This window comes from Roseobacter insulae (assembly GCF_019375555.1).
In the GTDB taxonomy this organism is placed as follows: domain Bacteria; phylum Pseudomonadota; class Alphaproteobacteria; order Rhodobacterales; family Rhodobacteraceae; genus Roseobacter; species Roseobacter insulae.
Window position 1 is genome coordinate 164200 of the sequence record NZ_JAHXDN010000006.1, and the last position, 22750, is coordinate 186949.

21 protein-coding genes are annotated in these 22750 nt (G+C 59.9%); 20 read left to right on the plus strand and 1 reads right to left on the minus strand.

What is annotated here, in order from left to right; translation table 11 throughout:
- Nucleotides 1-68: 68 nt before the first annotated feature.
- The 11 genes from KX928_RS20055 to KX928_RS20105 all read left to right on the plus strand — a co-directional run bounded on the left by KX928_RS20055 (nt 69) and on the right by KX928_RS20105 (nt 11307).
- Entirely contained in the window at nt 69-2147 is a 2079-nt protein-coding gene (locus KX928_RS20055; RefSeq protein ID WP_219506249.1) for a dynamin family protein, read from the plus strand.
- A complete protein-coding gene (locus KX928_RS20060) occupies nt 2144-3076 on the plus strand; it encodes a dynamin family protein (RefSeq protein ID WP_219506251.1) in 933 nt (310 codons plus the stop codon). Before KX928_RS20055 ends, KX928_RS20060 begins: the two co-directional genes overlap by 4 nt.
- Before the next feature lie 91 nt (nt 3077-3167).
- Complete coding sequence (locus tag KX928_RS20065; RefSeq protein ID WP_219506253.1) at nt 3168-3551, plus strand: hypothetical protein; 384 nt, start codon at nt 3168-3170, stop codon at nt 3549-3551.
- Between the two features lie 3 nt (nt 3552-3554).
- On the plus strand, nt 3555-4349 hold the full coding sequence (locus KX928_RS20070; RefSeq protein ID WP_219506255.1) for a hypothetical protein: 795 nt from the start codon (nt 3555-3557) through the stop codon (nt 4347-4349).
- A 195-nt stretch (nt 4350-4544) separates the two neighbouring features.
- Complete coding sequence (locus KX928_RS20075; RefSeq protein ID WP_219506257.1) at nt 4545-5546, plus strand: ABC transporter substrate-binding protein; 1002 nt, start codon at nt 4545-4547, stop codon at nt 5544-5546.
- A 60-nt stretch (nt 5547-5606) separates the two neighbouring features.
- The gene (locus tag KX928_RS20080) at nt 5607-6392 is read left to right on the plus strand and encodes an ABC transporter ATP-binding protein (protein WP_219506259.1); all 786 of its coding nucleotides are present in this window, start codon (nt 5607-5609) and stop codon (nt 6390-6392) included.
- Nucleotides 6389-7246 carry an ABC transporter permease gene (locus tag KX928_RS20085; RefSeq protein WP_219506261.1) on the plus strand — a complete coding sequence of 286 codons (858 nt, stop codon included), beginning with the start codon at nt 6389-6391 and terminating at the stop codon, nt 7244-7246. Before KX928_RS20080 ends, KX928_RS20085 begins: the two co-directional genes overlap by 4 nt.
- Complete coding sequence (locus tag KX928_RS20090) at nt 7243-8508, plus strand: cytosine deaminase (RefSeq protein ID WP_257883977.1); 1266 nt, start codon at nt 7243-7245, stop codon at nt 8506-8508. Before KX928_RS20085 ends, KX928_RS20090 begins: the two co-directional genes overlap by 4 nt.
- A complete protein-coding gene (locus tag KX928_RS20095; RefSeq protein ID WP_219506263.1) occupies nt 8505-9911 on the plus strand; it encodes an FAD-binding oxidoreductase in 1407 nt (468 codons plus the stop codon). The genes KX928_RS20090 and KX928_RS20095 overlap by 4 nt, the downstream gene beginning before the upstream one ends.
- Nucleotides 9908-10540 (plus strand): NAD(P)H-dependent oxidoreductase, encoded by a 633-nt coding sequence (locus KX928_RS20100; RefSeq protein WP_308342412.1) that lies wholly within the window; start codon nt 9908-9910, stop codon nt 10538-10540. Before KX928_RS20095 ends, KX928_RS20100 begins: the two co-directional genes overlap by 4 nt.
- The gene (locus KX928_RS20105) at nt 10537-11307 is read left to right on the plus strand and encodes a creatininase family protein (protein WP_219506265.1); all 771 of its coding nucleotides are present in this window, start codon (nt 10537-10539) and stop codon (nt 11305-11307) included. Before KX928_RS20100 ends, KX928_RS20105 begins: the two co-directional genes overlap by 4 nt.
- 10 nt (nt 11308-11317) lie before the next feature.
- Here the strand turns inward: KX928_RS20105 and KX928_RS20110 are convergent, their stop codons facing one another.
- Complete coding sequence (locus KX928_RS20110; RefSeq protein ID WP_219506266.1) at nt 11318-12097, minus strand: DeoR/GlpR family DNA-binding transcription regulator; 780 nt, start codon at nt 12095-12097, stop codon at nt 11318-11320.
- Between the two features lie 279 nt (nt 12098-12376).
- Here KX928_RS20110 and glpD point away from each other — a divergent pair, with 279 nt between their 5' ends.
- The 9 genes from glpD (at nt 12377) to KX928_RS20155 (ending at nt 22748) form a co-directional block, all read left to right on the plus strand.
- Entirely contained in the window at nt 12377-13996 is a 1620-nt protein-coding gene (glpD, locus tag KX928_RS20115; RefSeq protein WP_373274814.1) for a glycerol-3-phosphate dehydrogenase, read from the plus strand.
- 14 nt (nt 13997-14010) lie between these two features.
- Nucleotides 14011-15099, plus strand: coding sequence for an ABC transporter ATP-binding protein (locus KX928_RS20120; RefSeq protein WP_219506269.1), 1089 nt, complete (start codon nt 14011-14013; stop codon nt 15097-15099).
- On the plus strand, nt 15099-16184 hold the full coding sequence (locus tag KX928_RS20125) for an ABC transporter ATP-binding protein (RefSeq protein WP_219506270.1): 1086 nt from the start codon (nt 15099-15101) through the stop codon (nt 16182-16184). Before KX928_RS20120 ends, KX928_RS20125 begins: the two co-directional genes overlap by 1 nt.
- Nucleotides 16184-17056, plus strand: coding sequence for a carbohydrate ABC transporter permease (locus tag KX928_RS20130; protein ID WP_219506272.1), 873 nt, complete (start codon nt 16184-16186; stop codon nt 17054-17056). The genes KX928_RS20125 and KX928_RS20130 overlap by 1 nt, the downstream gene beginning before the upstream one ends.
- The gene (locus KX928_RS20135; protein WP_219506275.1) at nt 17056-17937 is read left to right on the plus strand and encodes a carbohydrate ABC transporter permease; all 882 of its coding nucleotides are present in this window, start codon (nt 17056-17058) and stop codon (nt 17935-17937) included. Before KX928_RS20130 ends, KX928_RS20135 begins: the two co-directional genes overlap by 1 nt.
- Nucleotides 17938-17952: 15 nt before the next feature.
- Nucleotides 17953-18225, plus strand: coding sequence for a DUF2160 domain-containing protein (locus KX928_RS20140; protein ID WP_219506278.1), 273 nt, complete (start codon nt 17953-17955; stop codon nt 18223-18225).
- Between the two features lie 72 nt (nt 18226-18297).
- Entirely contained in the window at nt 18298-20019 is a 1722-nt protein-coding gene (locus KX928_RS20145; protein WP_219506280.1) for an ABC transporter substrate-binding protein, read from the plus strand.
- A gap of 93 nt (nt 20020-20112) precedes the next feature.
- On the plus strand, nt 20113-21600 hold the full coding sequence (glpK, locus tag KX928_RS20150) for a glycerol kinase GlpK (RefSeq protein ID WP_219506282.1): 1488 nt from the start codon (nt 20113-20115) through the stop codon (nt 21598-21600).
- The gene (locus tag KX928_RS20155; RefSeq protein ID WP_219506283.1) at nt 21597-22748 is read left to right on the plus strand and encodes an iron-containing alcohol dehydrogenase; all 1152 of its coding nucleotides are present in this window, start codon (nt 21597-21599) and stop codon (nt 22746-22748) included. The genes glpK and KX928_RS20155 overlap by 4 nt, the downstream gene beginning before the upstream one ends.
- Nucleotides 22749-22750: the final 2 nt, after the last annotated feature.

The following is a 22750-nucleotide window of genomic DNA, read 5'->3' on the forward strand; positions in this document are numbered from 1 at the left end:
CCATCATCTGTGACATCAATCGACAGCTCCGATGCGCCCGACGCATGGGCCGTGCAGGACGGTCTGATATGAACGTTCTCAACGCCTCGGCCAGTCAGGAGTTTCAGGAGGCCAAGCAGTCCGACTTGTTGCGCATGGGGCTGGAGCCGCTGCAGGCCTATGCAAAATCCGAAACCGACCTGCGCACCGCGCTGAAGGCGCTGCAGACCCTCGGGGATGAAAGCACCGCCAAACGTGCGGACCGTCTCTTGCGTCAACTGGAGGCTTTTGAGCCGAGCGTGACGATGATCGGACAGATCAAGTCGGGCAAGACCTCGCTTGTGAACGCCATGGTCGGGCAGTCCGATCTGTTGCCTGCGGATGTGAATCCCTGGACATCGGTGGTCACCTCGCTGCATCTGCACCCCGAAACGCCCGGCTTTGAAAGCAGCGCGTCCTTCCAGTTTTTTGACGAAGATGAATGGGACCGGTTGATTTCAGGCGGCGGTCGCATCGGCGAACTGGCCAGCCGCGCCGGGGCCGATGACGAGTTGGAAAAGATTAAGGCGCAAGCTGCTGAGATGCGGGAGAAATCGCGCGTCCGGCTCGGCCAGAAATTCGAAATGCTCTTGGGCCAGCAGCGCGACTACGGCTACCTCGATAAAGACCTGATCGAGCGCTACGTCTGTCTTGGCGAGGAACCGGATGCCGAGGATCCGGATATCTCGGAAGAGCAGGGACGTTTTGCCGATATCACCAAATCGGCGGATCTTTCCTTGCAGCGCATGTCCCTGCCGGTGCGGTTGTGTCTGCGTGATACGCCAGGTGTCAACGACACTTTCATGATGCGTGAACAGATCACGATCCGGTCCATCCGTGACAGCCGCATCTGTGTTGTTGTCTTATCCGCGCATCAGGCGCTTTCCTCTACGGATCTGGCGCTTATCCGGCTGATATCGCATGTAAAATCCAGAGATGTGGTGATATTCGTCAACCGGGTCGACGAGCTTTCGGATCCCGCCAGCCAGATCCCGCAGATTGCACAAAGCATCCAGGAAACACTTGCCCGTCACAAGGGTCCCGAGGACGCTCATGTGGTCTTTGGCAGTGCGCTGTGGGCCTCTTACGCGCTGGACGGGCGGCTCGACGCCTTGCCCCAATCCAGCGCGGACGCGATGCTGAACTGGTCAACCGCCGCCGATCTGAGCGATGTGCTGGAGGATAGCGCAGGGCACGACCCCGTTACTCTTGCCTGGGCACTGTCGGGCGTCCCGTCGCTGCAAAATGCACTGTCGATGCGCATTGCCGAAGGGGTTGGTGCGGCAACGTTGCAGCGTATCGCATCCAGCGGGCTGAACCTCGCAAACACCGTTTTGGCCGCAGACAAGATCAGCGCGGCTGGCACAGAAGGGCTTGCGCCCGAAAAACTCAACCGCGATGACGCCATCGCCCGCATGGCAGAGATTACGCAATCGCACAGGGCGAGGCTGGACGAGGCTTTTGCCGATATTCTGGAGGAGTTTTCCGAACGCATGAACCGTGTGCAGGCCAGTTTCCTGGATCGCGCGACGGCGTCCCTGATCGTGCATCTGGAACAATATGGTGACCATGAACCCTGGACTTATGATCCCGCGGGTCTGCGTATGCTGCTGGGATCGTCACACAAGGTGCTCGCCCGCAAGAGCAAAGCGGCGTTCGAGGCGGCAACACAGGAAGCCGCGTCGGAATTGACGACCCTGTACCATCAGGCTTTTGGATTTGCCCCCGGGCTGATCGACGTGTCATTGCCACGGGCTCCGCAGGTGCCGCCACCGGTTTCACTGGGCCGCACTATCGCGCTCGATCTCAACGGAAGCTGGTGGAAACGCTGGTGGCTGCACCGGCGCGGGTACAAGGCCTATGCTGCGAACTTCTACGAATTGATCAAAACGGAAACGAACCCGTTTGTGGATGAGTTGCGCGACGATCTGGCCCAGGAAGTGCGGCAAACCGCCTGTGACGCGATGGACGTCTTTCTGGCGGAGCAGGCATCCGTATTCGAGGCATTCGATCGCATGGCGCAATCCGACCCGAAGGAACTGCAGGCACAGGCCGCGAAAAATGCGCCGCCGGATCACAAGAAGCTTCTGGCCGACACGCTGAAAACACTGAACGAGTATGCATCATGACCCTTGATAACCCACCCGCGGAAGTCCCTGCGTACGTGCAGAATCTGCCGGGGCCGCGCCGGCCGCGCATCGCGCTGATGGGCGAGTTCAGCGCAGGCAAAAGCACCTTGGCAAATCTGATGATCGGGTCGGACCCTTTGCCGGTGCAGGTGATTGCAACCCAATTGCCTCCGGTCTGGATCAGCTACGGCTCCGCGCCGGCGGTTATCGTGGATCTCGACGGCAATGAAACGCCTTGCGATCTGGAATCCTTGCAGGAAATTCCAACCGAGCAAACCGCGTTCATCCGCATTCAGAGCAAGGAGGAGATACTGCGCATGTGCGACGTGATCGATATGCCCGGCATTTCAGACCCGAACATGGCGGCCTCTGTCTGGGAACGAATCTTGCCACTGGCAGACGGCGTGATCTGGTGCAGCCCCGCGACGCAGGCCTGGCGCCAGAGCGAGGCATCTGTCTGGGAAAAAGTGCCGCCGCACATACAGGAACACTCACTGCTGCTGCTGACACGTGGCGATATGCTTGTGTCCGAGAAAGACCGCAAGAAAGTGCTTAAACGCGTCCGTTCCGAAGCCGAGGATTTGTTTGCCCAATGCCTGATGATGTCCCTGACACAGGCGCGCGACGCCGAGGATGATCCGGATTTATGGGACCAGAGCGGTGCCGAACCTTTCGTCAACGAATTTCTGAACATCATCAGCGTGTTGACGGACCGTATCGCCCGGGATGCACCGACGGAACCGTTTGTCTATCAGGGGTGCGAGGCGACTGAAGCACCTGAAGCGGTACCGTCAGACGAAGCGTCGCCGCAAACGGAGCGTGATGACCGTATCGTACCCCGCAGGCCGGTGGTCAAAGCAACCCGGCCCCGCCCTGCACCACGTCCCGAACCGGAAGAAGAAGAGAGCTTAAGCCCTAAATTCTCCTGAAATCGTTAACCGGAATCACATTTTCTGCCGCTATGCCTGAGGCAATCTGAAAAGGCAGAATGCGTGTGTGCATCGGGTAACGGTGAATGATATGTCGGTGAAGGATCGGCTGGATGGCTTTCGTACCCGGTTCGCCGGTTGCAAAGCCGTGGCGTTCGCCGATTTGTCCACTGGCATGGTTTTGTCGTCCAGCACGCGCGAGAAGACCACGCAGGAACATCTAGATGCTCTGTGTCAGAAAGCAACAGTCAGCCTGAATGGTGACGATGCCACGCGTGTCGCCGCCGCGTTCTCGACCAGCCGGTGCATGCCGCAGACAGCCGTTCTGTTTGACCGTACGCAGCAGTATTGCTTTGTACGCTCGGCACACGACAACAAGGAAGCCCTGTGCATCCTATGTGACAGCGACGCCCCGGTGACGGACATTATGGCGGCGGCGGTGCAGGTGCTCGATGCCATCGGGATGGAGGTTTGATCCATGCCCGATAGCGGACTTGAAGATGCAACCCGGTTGGCAGGCGTATTGGCTGGTTTGGCCACTGTTACAGACGACATATGCGGCCCGGGCAGACGGATCTCGCGCGGCGGAGCGGGGCAGGTGCAAAAGGCCATCCTGCAGGAGATTGACGAAACGGTTCTGCGACGCCAGGTGATGTTTACCAATGATCGGGGCGGTGTGGTGGCGCTGGATGTCGCGGAAAGGCGCGTTCTGCGCGTGTCTGACAGCCAGTCCGCCGGAACGGCCCCCCCTTCGTCACTCGGCAATGCATCTTTTCTGACCGGAGAGGATGCTGACGCCGTTGCCCGAACGCTTGAGGCTTTCAGCGTGTCGGCGACCGACGTGCATGTGCGCACCGCGCTGATCAGCGACCCGATTCCTGCCGGGGTCATCGGTGTGTCATCTCATGATCTGTCGCGGCATCTGTTGGGCGAGACGCCACTGAACGCGCAGACTAAAACGGTTGAAACGGCCATCGCCGAATGCCGCAGCTTTGCATTCGCCCTTTTTGACCGGGACGGCGCGGAAGGGGAACAGATAACAGGGCAGGCCGCGATGGGCAGGGAATTGCAGGCTTTGGATGCTGCTGTCACGGCGGACAACGGGGCAGACAGCCAGGCCGATCACTGCACGGTCTGGGCCGGGCTTGGCCCGGACGCGCCCGTTGTTCTGCTGGTCCGGTGTCAGGGAAGACGGTTATGGGTCGCGTGCGATCCTGAGCAGCTGGAGGCTTGTATTGCCTGTTGGGCCAATGCCTTGGGTTCGCCAGACTAGCGGCCAGAAATTTCCCGCGAGCCGCGCCGCATGAGCGAAAGTGAGCCCCGACGCGCCGTGGCTGTACATAAAATCGTGGAAATTGCACAGCATTTGGGCGAACATGGATTTCCATCGTCAATTCGGCCGCAGCAGGCTTCCCTTTGGTCGGTTTGTTTCGGACGCTTTGGCCATGCACGCAACCCGGAGGCTGCCATGACCTTTTCCAAACTTCCTTTTCTCGCCTGTACGCTGAGCCTATGCGCGTCCACCAGTTATGCCGACGGACATCTGGCCCCCGTTGTCTTCGGGACAAACTGGCTGGCACAAGCCGAACACGGCGGATTTTATCAGTCCGTCGCTGACGGCACCTATGCGGAGTGCGGTCTCGATGTCGAGATCATCACCGGCGGGCCGCAGGTCAATAATCGCGCGCTGATGCTTGCCGGTAAAATCGACTTCCACATGGGCGGCGATATGCTGCAAGCCTTCAACGCGGTTAATGAAGGCATTCCGGTGGTGTCTGTGGCCGCGATTTTCCAGAAACACCCGCAGGTCATTCTGGCCCATCCCGGTCAGGCGGAAAGCTGGGAGGATCTGAAAGACCTGACGCTGTTGATCGGCGACAACGGGTTTACCTCCTTCTATCAATGGATGATCGCCGCCCATGGTTTCACCGTCGAACAGCGCCAGCCCTATACGTACAACCCGGCGCCGTTCATCGCGGACAAGCAAAAAGGCATGCAGGGGTACCTGAGTTCGGAACCCTATGCGGTCAAGAAGGAAGCAGGCATAGAACCGAATGTGTTTCTGATTGCCGATGCGGGGTATTCATCCTACGCCACGACAATCGAAACGATGGCGGGCACGATCGAAAGCGACCCCGGGAAAGTGCAGTGCTTTGTCGACGGGTCGCTTACCGGATGGTACAATTACCTTTATGGAGACAGCAGCGCGGCAGATGCCCTGATCATGGCGGCAAACCCGGACATGACGCAGGACAAAATTGATTTTGCCAAGAAAATGATGCTGGAACAGGGTATCGTCGACAGCGGTGCGGCACTGGACATGGGCATCGGCGCGATGACGGACGAGGTGATCGGCGATTTTTACAGCAAGATGGTCGATGCTGGCGTGCTGGAGGATGGTTTGGATTGGAAGGCGTCATACACCCTTGAGTTTACAAACAAATCTGTCGGAAAAGACATCAAGCCTTGAGGCGTGCGTACACGGCGGCGGTATCGCACCCCCGGTTGAAGGAACGCGTTCGGGGAGCGTATGACTGACTTGGGTGACCACATATCCCCGCGACCGGAACTGCTGCGCATGGACCGGGTGGACAAGATCTTCAACGGCGACGTCACCGCGCTCAAGGGCATGTCGTTGCGGGTTGGCGAAGGCGATTTCATTTCCCTGCTGGGGCCGTCGGGCTGTGGCAAGTCCACGGCACTTCGCCTGATCTCCGACTTGCTGCACCCCACATCCGGTCGGATCATCTGGTCCGGGGGCAGGGAGGTGGACGATCTGGGTGTTGTCTTCCAGGAACCGACGCTCATGCCCTGGGCGACGGTCGCGCAGAACGTCTGGCTGCCCTTCAGGCTGCGCGGAAAACCATATGCTGAGGTCAAGAGCGCTGTTCTCGACGCGCTTGCGCTTGTAGGGCTGGACGGGTTTCAGAACAGCTATCCGCGGGAGCTTTCCGGCGGGATGAAGATGCGCGTGTCCATTGCGCGTGCCATGGTGACCCGCCCGCGCCTGATCCTGATGGACGAACCCTTTGCCGCCCTGGACGAAATCACCCGGTTCAAGCTGAATGACGATCTGCTGAAGTTGAAAGCCGCGATCGGCTGCACGGTCGTGTTTGTCACCCATTCCGTTTTCGAATCCGTTTTCCTGTCGGACCGGATTGTAATCATGGCCGCCCGGCCCGGGCGGGTGATCTCAGAGCTTGGCGTGAATGCGCCATACCCCCGCACAGACGATTTTCGTACCTCTGCCGAATACGCGGGCTATACACGTCAGGCGACCGACGCGCTGCGCACCGCGATGGGGGAGGCGGCATGAGCATTACGGAGCGCGGTGACCCGCCTTTGGCGGTCGATCAGGACGAACTGCTGCGGGTCCGTCAAAAGCGTTTCGAGCAAACCGGCAGATGGATACTGCCAGTGCTGGTACTGGCGGTGATGCTTGTCCTTTGGGATCGGGTGGTCGTCTGGAATGAGATTCCGCATTACATACTTCCCGGTCCCGGCCTCGTCTTCACCACCCTGATCGAAGACTGGCCGATCCTGTTCGACGCCTTGCTCGTAACGGTTCAGATCACGCTCATGGCGCTGGCCGTCGCGGTTATCGGGGGCGTTGGCCTCGCGGTGCTTTTCACCCAGTCGCGGCTGGTGGAAATGAGTTTCTACCCCTACGCGGTCATTCTGCAGGTCACGCCGATCGTTGCCATCGCCCCGTTGATCTTCATCTATGTGGACAGCCGGATCGCGGGGCTTTTGATGTGTGCTTGGCTTGTCGCCTTCTTCCCTGTTCTGAGCAATACGACGCTGGGCCTCAATTCCGCAGACCATAACCTGCGCGACCTGTTTCGTATTTATGGTGCGACGCGCTGGCAAACCCTGCGCTATCTGCAACTCCCATCGGCGCTTCCGTATTTTCTAGGCGGGTTGCGGATCGCGGGCGGGTTGTCGTTGATCGGAGCGGTTGTGGCCGAATACGTCGCCGGTACCGGCGGGCTGAAGTCGGGTCTTGCCTTTCGCATTCTGGAGGCGGGGTACCGGTTGAACATCCCGCGGATGTTCGCGGCCCTGTTGCTGATTGCCGTAACCGGCGTGGTTGTCTTTGCCGGTCTGAGCTTCTTGAGCCACATGTTGCTGCGCAAATGGCACGAAAGCGCGCTCAAGAGGGACGTATGATGGATTTTCTGACGCTGCCAGAAGGTCCGGTGACATTGCGGAACCTGACACTGCCAGCCGGGATCGTGGACGGTCAGACCGCGTCTTGTGCACATACACTGCATATCCGGGAGGGCAAAATCAGCGCCACCCCGGGCCAGCCGGTGGACATGAGGGGCGCGATGGTTGTTCCCGCCTTTGTCGACATGCACACACATTTGGACAAGGGCCACATCTGGCCGCGCGCGGCAAATCCTGATGGCAGTTTTGCCGAGGCCCTGCGCACCGCCGGTGCGGACCGCGAAGCCTTCTGGAGCGCGCAGGACGTGGCTGCCCGCATGGATTTTGCCTTGCGATGTGCCTATGCGCATGGCACCCGCGCCATCCGCACACATCTCGATAGCATTCCACCACAGGATGCGATCTCCTGGCCGGTGTTCGCGGATATGCGCGCGCGCTGGAAGGGCCGTATTGACCTGCAGGCTGCCTGCCTTGTCGGCTGTGACGCGGTGACCGCGGAGGGGCCTTATTCGCGGACCGCAGATCTGGTGGCCCGGACGGGCGGTATTCTGGGCATGGTGGCCTATCCCGTGCCCGATCTGGCAGACCGGATCTCCCTGGTGCTCAAGCTTGCCGCTGACCGGAATCTCGAGGTGGATTTCCATGTTGATGAAACGCTTGATCCCACGTCAGAGGCTCTCCGGCTGGTAGCGCAGACTGTTCTCGACATGGATTTCGACAAGCGCGTGGTGGTCGGGCATTTGTGTTCCCTTGCGGCACAGGATGCGGATCGGGCGGCGCAGACCATGGACATGGTTGCGCGCGCTGGCCTCAACGTGGTGTCGCTGCCCCTGTGCAACCTGTACCTGCAGGACAGGCAGGTAGGAACGCCGCGGCTGCGCGGCATCACGCTGGTGCACGAACTCAAGGCGCGGGGTGTCAACGTCTCCTTTGCTTCTGACAATACACGGGACCCGTTTTATGCCTACGGTGATCTGGACATGATCGAGGTCATGCGCGAAGCCACAAGGATCGGTCACCTTGATCATGCCGACGCGGACTGGCTGCGCGCTTTCACCGTCAACCCGGCAAGGGCCTGCGGGTTCGATGTGCCAGACCTGTCGCCGGGCAGTCCGGCGGATCTGGTGATTTGCCGCGCCCGCGAGTGGACTGAATTTTTCGCCCGCCCGCAAACCGACCGTATCGTGCTGCGGGCAGGCCGCCAGATCGACCGGACGTTGCCGGACTATGCCGAACTGGACCACCTGATGAGGTCAACATGACACCCAATATCGCCGCCGCCAAAGCAGCATTGTCACATCTCGACATCGAAACCAGTGCGGCCGCCGTGAAGGCCAAAAGCCGCGACTTTTTTTGGTATTCACCGGTGTTGAAGGCGCGGCTGGACAACGTGATGGCGGATTTCGTGGTCAGCCCGCGCACCGAGGCGGACATCATTGAAATTCTGAAAACCTGTTACACACACGATGTTCCGGTCACCACGCGCGGTTCGGGCACTGGAAACTATGGCCAGGCGATGCCGCTGGCGGGGGGGTGCATTCTGCATCTGCGCCATATGGCGGAGGTCAAGGAAGTGCATCCCGGGCGCGTTATTGTCGAACCGGGGTGTCTGCTCAAGGATCTGGACGCCGCCTGTCAGGCGCATTCCGGTCAGGAAATCCGCATGTTTTCCTCGACCTGGGCAACGGCGACAATCGGCGGCTTTATCGCAGGCGGGTCCGGGGGCGTCGGTTCCTGTACCTGGGGCAGTCTGCGGGACCTTGGCAACATCATCCGACTGCGCGTCGTCACGATGGAAGCCGAACCGCGCGTGCTGGAACTGCGCGGCGATGATCTGGCCCGCGTCAGCCACGCCTACGGCACCAACGGGATCATAACCGAGCTCGAAATGCCCCTCGCTCCCGCATACGACTGGGTGCAGATGTTTGTCGCAACGGATGATTTTTACGACGCAGCCGCCCTGGCCGAAGATCTGGCAAATGAAGACGGCATCCTGATCAAGCTGGCCACGGTTTTCGAAGCGCCCATTGCCAAGGACTTCTTTCAGCGCGTCGCGCCTTATGTGACGCAAGACACGCATCTTGTTGCCCTGATGGTGGCCCCGCATTCCATGGACGGGTTCGAAACCTTTCTGCGCCGTCGTCCCGCCGCAAAAGTCATCTACCGGAGCGACACTGCGGAGTGGGCGCGCAAACCCGGACTGGTGTTCGAGTATGGCTGGAACCATACCACCCTGCGGGCGCTGAAAGTGGATCCGTCGATCACCTATTTGCAGGTTCGCTACGGGGGGACCGCGCAGATAAAGCTGATCGAGGAGATGCGTGACGCTCTGAGCCCTGAAGTCTTGCAGCATCTTGAGGTGATGAGAGAGGCGGGTAAAGTGGTCTTTGCAGGCCTCAGCCTTGTGAAATTCACCACCGAAGAGCGGTTGGATGAGATTATCCGGATGCACGAGGAAGCCGGGGCCATGGTTTTCAACCCGCATCGCTACACTCTGGAAGAAGGGGGGCGGCAGACCGTGGATGATCGGCAGTTGGCGTTCAAGAAAGAGGCAGATCCGAAGGGTTTGCTGAACCCCGGCAAGATGATTTCATGGGATGTGCCTGACTGGGATTACACGCGCATGTACAGTTACGCAAAGATCCGGGAGGTGGGCCGGTCATGATGCGCGCGCTTGTCATCTATTGTCACCCGAAGGAAACGAGTTTCACCGCCGCCGTAAGGGACCGGGTATTGGACAAGCTGACCAGCGCAGGGGCCGAAGTGCGGGTGAGGGACCTCTACCAAGGTGCATTCGATCCGGTCATGACCCCGCAGGAATTTGATGGCTACGCAACAGCACCGGCCAACCGCCTTCCGGTGGCGGGTGACGTGCGGGATGTTCTGTGGTGCAATACCATGATTTTTGTCTATCCAACGTGGTGGTACGGCATGCCGGCGATGCTCAAAGGATGGCTGGACAGGGTCTTGTTGCCAGAGGTGGCCTTCCTGCTGCCGGATGCGCACAGCGCTGCAATTCGTGCGGGGCTGACGCATGTCACCGCACTCGGCGTATTCACGACATGCGGTGCGAGCTGGGGCATGACGCAGTTGATCGGGGCACCGGGAAAACGGACATTGCTGCGCGGTGTGCGGGCCATCTGCGCGCGCAATTGCAAGACCGTGTACGCGGCGCATTATCGGATGGACAGGTCGACGGAGGCCAGTCGGCAGGCACATCTGGAACGTGTCGCGCGGAAAATGGACCGTTTCATCGGCACGCGTGTCACAGCGCGCAGCGAGGCAAAGGCATGACAACACGGGACTGGGCAGATTTTCGGGCGCCTGACTTCAGGGAAATCGATCCCCTGAAGACCATCGCCGTGCTGCCGACAGCGGCCATCGAACAGCATGGCCCGCATTTGCCGGTGGGAACGGATATGCTGATTGCCCAGGGCATGCTGGAGGAACTGCGCCATGGCCTGCCACGGGACATGGATGTGCGCATACTGCCTGTTCAGGCCGTGGGCAAATCGAATGAGCATCTTTGGGCAGAAGGAACGCTGAGTTTGACGGCAACCACCGCCCTGAGCGTCTGGACCGAGATCGGCTTGTCGGTGGCGCGCGCGGGTGTTCGCAAGATCGCGATCGTGAACTCGCATGGTGGCAATCTGGATCTGGTCTCAATCCTGACGCGGGAGTTGCGGGTGCAGGCGGGTATGCTGGCCGTCAAGTGCCAATGGGGGTCGTTCGGAACGCCCGATGGCACGTATTCTGAAAACGAATTGCAATATGGTATTCACGGCGGTGATCTGGAAACATCGCTGATGCTGCATTTCAGGCCGGACACGGTTGACATGCGGGCGGCAAAGGCGTTTAGGTCAACAGCCCAAGACACGACCCTGCAGCCGGTTGGCCCGGTCTCTTACGGCTGGATCGCAAGCGACCTCAACCCCGAAGGCACGGTGGGCGAGGCGCATCTTGCCACGGCGGAAAAGGGCGCGACGACTGCTCAGCATCAGGTTGCCGGTTTTATCTCTCTGTTGCGGACGATCGAAGAGGCGCCGCTGCCGGCCTCGTGACCCCGGAGGTTCAGCTGACGGGCTTTGCCGGTTTCGCGACCACAACGTCAGTACCCCAGTCGGCGCAGCGCTGCTTCAGATCGCCCGGCAGTTGTCTGTCGGTGAAGACGGTAGAGAGCGCCTGCATGGAGGCGATGCGCGCCGGGGCTGTGCGGCTGAATTTCGAGTGGTCTGCCACCAGAAAGCACTTTCTCGACTGCGCGATGATCGTTTGGCTCACGCCTACCTCGTGGATGTCGAAATCCAGCAGGTCACCGTCTTCATCCATTGCCGAACAGCCGATCACCGCGATGTCGAATTTGAACTGGCGAATGGTATCAATTGTCAGGTTGCCGACCAAACCACCGTCCGCCCGGCGCAGGGCGCCGCCGGTGACAATGATCTGGCAGTCCGGATTGTCCAGGAGGATATTCGCGATGTTCATGTTGTTGGTCACGACCATCAGGTCGCGATGGTGCAGCAATTCCCGCGCCACGGCTTCGGTGCTGGTGCCGATATTGAGAAAAACCGAGCAGCCTTCGGGGATGTTCTGAGCACAGGCCCGCGCCATTGCCAGCTTGGCCGTCTCGTTCAGGTTTCGCCGCTCTTCATACTCGATGTTGGTGGTGCCCGAGGGCAGGATCGCACCGCCATGCACGCGTTCGAGTTTGTTCGCTTCTGCAAGTTCGGTCAGATCTCTGCGAATGGTCTGGAGCGTTACCCCAAAATGCTCGGCCAGGCCTTCGACGGTTACTTTACCCTCGCGTTGTGCGATTTTGAGAATATCTGGATGGCGAAAAGTCTGCGACATGGCTGTCCCCCTGACTTTGCCTAGCGGAAAAACCTTTGAAATTGCAAATTATTTCGTGAGCGTATCTGCTGGCCCTGAGATACCGCGCCTTGTCGGCAGGTTCCGGTGCGGGGTCTGCCGGGCAGCGAAAATGCTTGCGCTTCAGCCGTTTATTGCAGTTTGCAACAGATCCAAGCGAACCTGCGCTATTCGGTTTCGAGTAAAAACGAACGTAAACGAAAAAAATCGCTTGATTGCGTGAACCCTGTGCGCTACCCCTTTGATCGTTGTTCGAACGCGATGATGGGGGGTCTTGTGTCGAAACTGCAATCACAGCAAAAGATCTATGACCTCTTCGTTGTCGGTGGCGGCATCAACGGGTGTGGTATTGCGCGTGATGCAGCCGGGCGGGGCATGAGCGTCGCGCTGGCCGAGATGAACGACCTTGCTTCCGCGACATCGTCAGCATCCACAAAGCTGTTCCACGGCGGTCTGAGGTATCTGGAATACTTCGAGATCAACCTGGTGCGCCATGCGCTGACCGAGCGCGAAGTGCTGTTGCGGGCCATGCCGCACATCAGCTGGCCCATGCGCTTCGTTCTGCCGTATCACAAGGACATGCGCTTTGAGGGGTCGACGCCGACGTCCCGTATTCTCAACACGCTGATGCCGTGGATGAAGGGGCGGCGGCCTGCGTGGCTGATCCGTTTCGGCCTGATGCTCTATGACAATCTTGGCGGCCGGAAGATATTGCCCGCCACCAAGACGCTAAACCTGAAAAACAGCGTGGAAGGCGCGCCGCTCGAAGACCGTTTCGAGAAGGCGTATGAATATTCCGATTGCTGGATCGAAGATTCGAGGCTGGTGGTGTTGAACGCGCGCGACGCTGAAGCGCGTGGCGCGGATATTCTGGTGCGGACCAAGGTGATCAGTGCGGCGCGTGTCGATGACGTCTGGGAAGTGACCGTCGAGGATGTGGCATCGGGCGATCAGCGGGTCCTGAGTGCACGGATGCTGGTGAATGCCGGTGGTCCTTGGGTCGGAGACATCATTCAGCAGAAGGTGCGGATCAACTCCACGGAAGGGGTGCGGCTGGTGCGCGGCAGCCACATCGTGACGCGCCGCCTTTACGACCATGACAAGTGCTACTTTTTCCAGGGAACCGACGGGCGGATCATTTTCGCCATCCCCTATGAGACAGACTTTACGCTGATTGGCACAACAGATGCCGAACACAGCGATCCGGGTACAAAGCCTGAATGCACACCGGAAGAACGGGACTACCTGCTGAATTTCATCAACCAGTATCTGAAGGCCGACATCAGTGCGGAGGATGTAGTCTGGACATATTCCGGAGTGCGGCCGCTTTACGATGATGGCGCCAGCAGCGCCACTGCTGCGACGCGGGACTATACGCTCAAGGTCGACAGTACCGGCGGCGCGCCCATCCTGAACGTATTCGGGGGGAAAATCACAACCTATCGCAAGCTGGCCGAGGACGCGATGGAGAAGATCGTGCCGTTCTTTCCCGGGACGTTGGGCCACTGGACCGCGGGCGTTGCCCTGCCGGGGGGTGATTTTGCGGTTGACGGCTTCGACGCGCTCGTGGCGCGGCTGAATGAAGACTATCCGTTTTTGTCGCCCTTCTGGGCGCGCCGTCTTGTTCGGGCCTACGGTACCGAAAGCTGGAGTGTTCTGGGAGACGCCGCACAGCAAGCGGATCTGGGGCAGACCTTCGGGGCAACCCTGACGGAACGCGAAGTGACATGGCTGATCGATCACGAATATGCGCGTTCGGCAGAAGATATCGTTTGGCGACGCAACAAGTTGGGGCTACGCCTTGAAAAGGAAGAAATTGCTGAGTTGGAGCGCTTTGTGCAGTCGGAGACGGCCGTGAACAACGCACAGGCAGCGGGATAAACTGGGGGACGGACATGACCTTAATCCTTGAAGGGGTGTCTAAAACTGTTGGGGGGGTAACCCACATCTACCCAACAGATATCGAATTGCAGAAGGGCACGATGAACGTGCTTCTTGGCCCAACGTCGTCTGGCAAAACGTCGCTGATGCGTCTGATGGCCGGGCTGGACGTTCCCGCGACGGGCCGGGTGATCTGGAACGGCGAAGACGTAACGGGCATGCGGGTGCAGGACCGCAAGGTTGCGATGGTGTACCAGCAGTTCATCAACTACCCGTCGATGTCCGTTTACGAGAATATCGCCTCACCGATGCGTTTGCTGGGACAATCGCGTGACGAGATCGACAGGCGGGTGCGCGAGACAGCCGATCTGATGAAACTGACCCCGATGCTGGACCGCAAGCCATTGGAGCTTTCAGGCGGTCAGCAACAACGCTGCGCCTTGGCGCGGGCACTGGTCAAAAACGCCGGTCTGGTTCTGCTTGATGAACCGCTGGCCAATCTCGATTACAAGCTGCGCGAAGAGTTGCGCGCCGAGATCCCCAAGATCTTCGAAAAGTCCGGCTCCATCTTCGTCTATGCGACGACCGAGCCGGAAGAGGCGTTGCTGCTGGGCGGAAACACGGCGGCCTTGTGGGAGGGTAAAGTCACCCAGTTCGGCCTGACCCCCTCTGTCTACCGCAGACCGGTAAACGCAACCACAGCAAGGGTTTTTTCCGATCCTCCGATGAACTTCCTGAGTATTTCGAAGAAGGGCAGCACGCTGTCGTTCGGGGACGGTCAGACCATTGAGGCCGCCGCAAATGCGGCCAGTCTCGCTGACGGCACCTATACGGCCGGCTTCCGGCCCAATCATCTGGAACTGGCGCCGCATGTTGCGGGAACGATGTCTTTCAAGACAAAGCTGTCGGTCACGGAAATCACCGGGTCGGAAACATTCGTGCATCTTGAGCATCACGGCGAACGTTGGGTGGGCCTTGTGCACGGTGTCCAAAGCCTCGACCCCGGGCAGGATCTGCAAGTCTACCTCGACCCGGCACATGTCTATCTTTTCGGTCAAAACGGTGATCTTGTCGCCGCGGCACCCTATGCGGAGGCTGCATAATGGCCAAGATCACCCTGGATAACCTTGCGCATTCCTATCTGCCCAGTCCGACGTCGGAAGACGATTTCGCGCTCAAGGAACTGAACCACGACTGGGTGGATGGTGAGGCCTATGCTTTGCTCGGCGCATCGGGTTGCGGCAAGTCCACCTTGCTGAACATCATCTCCGGTTTACTGCACCCCAGCCAGGGGCGTATTCTTTTCAACGATCACGATGTGACCCACGCGCCCACAGCAGAGCGCAACATCGCGCAGGTCTTCCAGTTTCCGGTGGTCTACGACACGATGACCGTCCGGGACAATCTGGCGTTCCCGCTGCGCAACCGTGGCGCTGATCCGGCCTATGTCGCGGAGCGGGTCAATCAGATCGCCAAGATGATCGGTATGGAAGAAGAACTGAACCGCAAGGCGCGCGGGCTGACGGCAGATGCCAAGCAGAAAATCTCGCTCGGGCGCGGCATGGTGCGCGAAGACGTGAATGCGCTGCTTTTTGACGAGCCGCTGACCGTGATCGACCCGCATATGAAGTGGGAACTCAGGACGCAGCTGAAGTCGCTGCATCACGAGTTTGGCCACACCATGATCTATGTGACCCACGACCAGACCGAAGCGCTGACCTTTGCCGATAAGGTGGTTGTCATGTATGACGGTCGGGTCGTCCAGATCGGCACACCGCAAGAGCTGTTCGAGCGCCCCGCGCATACGTTTGTGGGATATTTCATCGGTTCGCCGGGCATGAACCTCTTTGATGCGGAAATCGACGGTGCCGTCGCCCGGATCGCCGGTGTCAAGGTGCCCCTGGGAGCCGGGTACGCAGCCACGGGCGGCAAGCTGCAGGTCGGCGTCCGGCCCGAGTTCATCAAACTGAGCTCTGGTGATGCTGGCGTGCCGGCGCGCATCACTCGGGTGGAAGACGTCGGGCGCCACAAGATCGTGCGGCTCGACGTGGGCGGACATGAGATCAGTGCGATCGCTGGCGAAGACGACAATATCGCTGCTGACGCGCAGAAAATCACCTTCGATCCGCAGGGCATAAACGTCTACGCAGACGACTGGCGCCTCTCGCCAGAGGGGGAGGCCGCCTGATGAACAAGACAGTCAATCAAAAAGCATGGTTCCTGGTATTGCCGGTTCTGGTGCTCGTGGCCTTCTCAGCGGTGATCCCGCTGATGACGGTGGTCAATTACTCCGTTCAGGATACGTTCGGAAACAACCAGTTCTTCTGGAACGGCATTGGCTGGTTCAAGGACATGCTGGAAGAGGAGCGCATGTGGAACGCGCTCTGGCGGCAGCTGACCTTCTCGGCGATCATTCTGGCCATTGAAATCCCTTTGGGCATCTATGTGGCGCTGAACATGCCGAAAAAGGGCTTCTGGGCCTCGTTTTGTCTGGTGCTGATGTCCCTGCCGCTGCTGATCCCGTGGAACGTGGTCGGCACGATCTGGCAGATCTTCGGGCGCGTCGATATCGGCCTGCTGGGCTACACACTGGATAAACTCGGGATCTCCTACAACTACACGCAGGATATCGTCGCGGCGTGGGTCACGGTCATCGTCATGGATGTCTGGCACTGGACCTCGCTGGTTGCGCTTCTCGCCTATGCCGGGCTGCAGTCGATCCCCGATGCCTACTATCAGGCGGCCAAGATCGACCAGGCTAGTCGCTGGAAAGTGTTCCGCTACATCGAACTGCCCAAGATGGCGGGGGTGTTGATGATCGCGATCCTGCTGCGCTTCATGGACAGCTTCATGATCTACACCGAGCCTTTCGTGGTCACCGGCGGGGGGCCGGGCAATGCGACGACATTCCTCTCCATCGATCTGGTGAAGATGGCCCTGGGGCAGTTTGACCTCGGCCCGGCGGCGGCATTCTCGATCATGTACTTCCTGGTGATCCTGCTGATTTCATGGGTGTTCTACACCGTGATGACCAACCTCGATAAACGGGACGGCGTATAATGACTGACACAAGCATCCAGGCATCGGCCCCCGGCCAGATGGCGACAAGCGAGTCTAAGGTCGCGCGTCGCAGAACGCCAAAGATCAAAGGATCGGCGGTGGTGATGGGCCTTTACCTGCTGTTCCTGCTGTTGCCGATCTACTGGCTGATCAACATGAGCCTGAAGACGAACACCGAAATCCTCGGCACCTTCTCGCTGTTTCCGAGGGACCTCACGCTGGCCAACTACGTGAAGATCCTGACTGATGAGAGCTGGTACATCGGTTACATCAACTCGCTGATCTATGTGGTGATGAACACGGTGATCAGCCTCGTCGTGGCCTTGCCCGCGGCCTATGCGTTCAGCCGCTATTCTTTCATGGGCGACAAGCACCTGTTCTTCTGGCTGCTGACCAACCGGATGGCGCCGCCCGCGGTTTTCGCGCTGCCGTTCTTCCAGCTTTATTCCTCGGTGGGTCTGTTCGACACCCACATCGCGGTGGCTTTGGCGCATTGCCTCTTCAACGTGCCGCTGGCGGTCTGGATCCTCGAAGGGTTCATGCGCGGCGTGCCCAAGGAGATCGACGAGACGGCCTATCTGGATGGCTACTCCTTCCCGCGTTTCTTCATCCGCATCTTCACACCGCTGATCGCATCCGGCATCGGCGTCGCCGCCTTCTTCTGCTTCATGTTCTCCTGGGTGGAACTGCTGTTGAGCCGGACGCTGACAACGGTCGACGCCAAACCCATCGCCGCGATCATGACCCGGACCCAAGGGGCGGCGGGCATCGACTGGGGTGTGTTGGCCGCCGCCGGCGTGCTCACAATCGTGCCGGGTGCGCTGGTGATCTATTTCGTACGCAACTACATCGCCAAGGGCTTCGCCCTTGGGCGGGTATAAGGGGAGGATTTCACTATGGCCTGGATGGCATGGACCATACCCACCGCAATTTTCTTTGGTGTCATAGCCTTGTTGCTGATCACCTTCACAATTCTCGCCATCAAATACCCGGAGACGCCCCGCGTCGGCATTCTCCGCATCGAAACAACGCGGGGTGATCGTTTGTTCATCACGCTGTTGGGCTCAGCCTTCATCAACCTGATCTGGCTGGGTCTTGAGGTCGCACCGCAGCCCTATGCGCTGCTGGCGTGCCTTGTCTATGCCGTGGCGGTTTTCCGCTGGGTATAGGTCAGGAAGAATGGGTCGCGCGGATGTCGGGCGGCCTGAAAAACAGTTCAATAATGTCTTGGGAGGACTCACATGAACTTTTCACTAAAATCAACCACAGCCGTGGGCGCGATGGTCGCGTGCATGGCCATGCCGGCCTGGGCCGACATGGAAGCTGCAAAGGCGTTTCTCGATAACGAGATCGCCGGGCTTTCCGTGCTCGACCGTGCCGCTCAGGAAGCGGAGATGCAGTTCTTCGTGGACGCGGCCAAGCCGTTTGAGGGCATGGAGATCAAGGTTGTCTCGGAGACCATCACCACGCATGAATACGAAAGCCAGGTGCTGGCGCCTGCCTTCACCGCGATCACCGGCATCAAGGTCACGCACGACCTGATCGGCGAAGGCGACGTGGTTGAAAAGCTGCAAACGCAGATGCAGTCGGGCGAGAACATCTATGACGCCTATGTCAACGACAGCGACCTGATCGGCACGCACTGGCGCTACCAGCAGGTGCGCAACCTGACCGACTGGATGGCGGGAGAGGGTGCCGATGTGACCCTGTCGAGCCTCGACGTCGATGATTTCATCGGCACCTCGTTCACGACAGGTCCTGACGGCAAACTCTACCAGCTGCCCACACAGCAGTTCGCGAACCTCTACTGGTTCCGCTACGACTGGTTCAACGACGAAAAGAACAAGGCCGACTTCAAAGCCGCCTATGGTTATGACCTTGGCGTGCCGGTCAACTGGTCCGCTTATGAGGACATCGCCGAGTTCTTCACCGGTCGTGACCTGAGCCATATGGGCGTCGAAGGCGAAGTCTTCGGCAATATGGACTACGGTAAGAAAGACCCGAGCCTTGGCTGGCGCTACACGGACGCGTGGATGTCCATGGCGGGCATGGGCGACGTCGGTGAGCCGAACGGTCTGCCGGTGGACGAGTGGGGCATTCGTGTGAACGAGAACTCTCAGCCGACCGGGTCTTGCGTGGCCCGTGGTGGCGCGACGAACTCGCCAGCGGCTGTTTACGCCGTGACCAAGGCCATCGAATGGCTGCAAAAGTACTCGCCGCCAGCCGCTGCCGGTATGACCTTCGGCGAAGCGGGTCCGATCCCGGCGCAGGGCAACATCGCCCAGCAGATGTTCTGGTACACCGCCTTCACAGCGGCCACCGTTGTGCCTGATCTGCCGGTGATGAACGAGGACGGTACGCCGAAATGGCGCATGGCCCCCAGCCCGCACGGTGTCTACTGGAAAGAAGGCCAGAAGATCGGCTACCAGGACGCAGGCAGCTGGACACTGATGGAGAGCACACCTGTGGACCGCGCAAAAGCCGCGTGGCTCTATGCACAGTTCGTGGTCTCCAAGACGGTGGATCTGAAGAAGTCGGACGTTGGTCTCACGTTCATCCGCGAGTCGACAATCGACAGCGATCACTTCACCCAGCGCGCGGACAAGCTTGGCGGTCTGGTGGAATTCTACCGCTCGCCCGCGCGTGTGGCATGGTCGCCAACAGGCACCAACGTGCCGGACTATCCGAAGCTGGCGCAGCTGTGGTGGCAGAACATCGGCGATGCGATGTCCGGTGCGAAGACACCTCAGGAAGCTCTGGATGCGCTCTGCGCAGATCAGGAAAAAGTGCTTGAGCGGCTCGAACGGGCCGGTGTCCAGGGTGATCTTGGCCCCGTCCTGAACGAGGAAATGAGCGCGGATCACTGGTTTGCCCAGCCGGGCGCACCCTATGCCAAGCTCGAGAACGAAGACGAAGAGCCACAGACCGTCAGCTACGATGAGCTGATCAAATCCTGGCAGTAAGTCTTTGACATTTGGCCGGGGCGCGCGTGTTGCGCCCCGGCTTTTTCATGGGCAGACTTGCCCAACAGAAATCATTGACAGCCGGGGAGTGCCATGACCCATATTCTTGCAATTGATCAGGGAACCACGTCGTCACGCGCGATCATTTTCGATGGCGAGATGAAGATCAAATCCAGCGCACAGGAAGAGTTTCCGCAGCACTTCCCCGACAGCGGCTGGGTTGAACACGATCCCGGCGATTTGTGGTCGACCACGGCAGGGACATGCCGCGCGGCGATTGAAAAAGCAGGTGTGGGCCCGGATGACATTGCCGCCATCGGCATCACCAACCAGCGCGAAACGGTTGTGGTCTGGGACCGGGCGACAGGCCAGCCCGTTCACAACGCCATTGTTTGGCAGGATCGCCGCACCGCTGACTATTGCCGCGAGCTGCGAGACGCCGGCCATGACAAGATGATCACGGCAAAAACCGGATTGCTTGCGGACCCCTATTTTTCCGGCACGAAACTCAAATGGATACTGGATCATGTGGAGGGCGCACGGGAGCGTGCGAAAGACGGCGACTTGCTGTTTGGTACCGTCGACTGTTTCCTGATCTGGAAACTCACCGGAGGTGCCGCGCATGTGACCGATGCCACCAATGCCGCGCGCACCCTTCTCTACGACATTCACAAGGGGCGATGGAGCACCTCGATCTGTGAGCTTTTTGATATTCCGCAGGAAATGTTGCCCGACGTGAAGGATTGTGCGGCGGATTTCGGCACAACCCGGCCCGATCTCTTTGGCCGTCCAATCCCCATCCTGGGCGTTGCGGGCGACCAGCAGGCGGCAACCATCGGGCAGGCCTGTTTCGACCCCGGCATGCTGAAATCGACTTATGGCACGGGCTGTTTTGCCCTTCTGAACACCGGGGAAACGGCGGTCACCTCCAATAACCGGCTGCTTACGACCATCGCCTATCAGTTTGATGGCAAACCGACCTACGCCCTTGAAGGGTCGATTTTTGTGGCCGGTGCTGTCGTGCAATGGCTGCGTGACGGGCTGAAGATCATTCGCGAAGCCGCCGAGACGCAGCCCCTCGCCGAAAAGGCCGACCCCAACCAGAACGTGGTACTGGTGCCGGCGTTTGTCGGGCTGGGTGCGCCCTATTGGAATGCGGAATGCCGGGGCGCGGTTTTTGGGCTGACCCGGAATTCGGGCCCGGAAGAATACGCGAAGGCGGCACTGGAAAGCGTGGGCTATCAGACCCGCGATCTGCTGGAGGCTATGCGGGCCGATTGGCAGGGCAAGGGGGCAGGGGCGACATTGCGGGTGGATGGCGGAATGTCAGCCTCCGACTGGGCGATGCAGTTTCTGTCGGACATTATCGGCGCGCCGGTGGATCGGCCGGAGGTTCTGGAAACCACCGCGCTCGGGGCGGCATGGCTGGCCGGGCAGCGGGCGGGTCTTTATCCCGACAAGCACGGCTTTGCGCAAAGCTGGGCACTGGAACAGCAGTTCACCCCGCAGATGGACGATGAGGACCGCGATGCAAAATACGCCGCCTGGAAGCGCGCGGTAGATGCGACGATGAGCTTTTGAACCAAGCGGCCTTCCGTTTCCTGACAGCCGGGCGTATCGAGTTCGGTCGCGGCAAGGCGCAACTGGCCTGTGGCGAAATCTGCGCCCGTGGGCGGCACGTCTTGCTGGTAAGGGGGCGGTCGGTGCGCTGGGTTGATCAACTGGTGCGCGATCTGGAAGATCAGGGCGCGCGGGTCACCCCGACCCTCTGCGAGGGGGAACCAACTGTCGAGCAACTGACCCGGGTTTTGAAGGTGGCACGCGACGCCGCCGTAAACGTCGTTGCCTCGGTCGGCGGCGGCTCGGCGATTGATCTGGGCAAGGCGGCGGCGGCGCTTCTGCCCGGCACCGGCGACGTGATGGATCACCTGGAAGGGGTCGGGGGCGGCCAGCCTCTCACGGCACAACGTCTACCTTTTATCGCTGTGCCAACAACCTCCGGTACCGGTGCCGAAGTGACCAAGAACGCGGTGATCGCCGTTGCCGATGCCGGGAGAAAGGTCAGTTTGCGCGATGATCGCATGTTGCCGGACTGCGCCATCGTGGATCCGGCCCTGACCGATGGCGCGCCGCGTGCCCAGTCGCTGGCCTCGGGGCTTGACGCGTTGACACAGGTCATCGAACCCTATCTGTGCACCCGCGCAAACCCGCTGACCGATGCGTTGTGTCGACAGGCAATTCCACTGGGCGCGCGCGCCCTGGTCCGGCTGGCCGCGGGTGAAGACCGGCAGGCCCGAGACGACATGGCATTTGTCAGCCTGTCTGGCGGGCTCGCGCTGGCGAATGCAGGGTTGGGTGCGGTGCATGGTCTTGCGGGTGTGCTGGGCGGTCGGCTGGGTGCCCCACACGGGCTGATCTGCGGCAGGCTATTGGGGCCGGTACTGGCTGCGAATGCACAGCAACTGCTGAAAGAGAATGCAGACATGACCCGGTTTGAGGAAGTAGCTGAATGGCTTTCGAGCGCGTTTGATCTACCTTCGCGTGATACATTCGATCAATTGCCGGATCTTTTGGATCAATGGGAGGTTGCGCGTCTTGGGTCTTGGGTGACCGCGGACACCGACCTTGAGGCGATCGCGACGGAGGCCGCGGGCGCCTCTTCCATGAAGGCCAACCCCTGTACGCTGAGCACGCAGGCCCTGGTCAGCACCATGCAGCTCGCGCTTTGAGC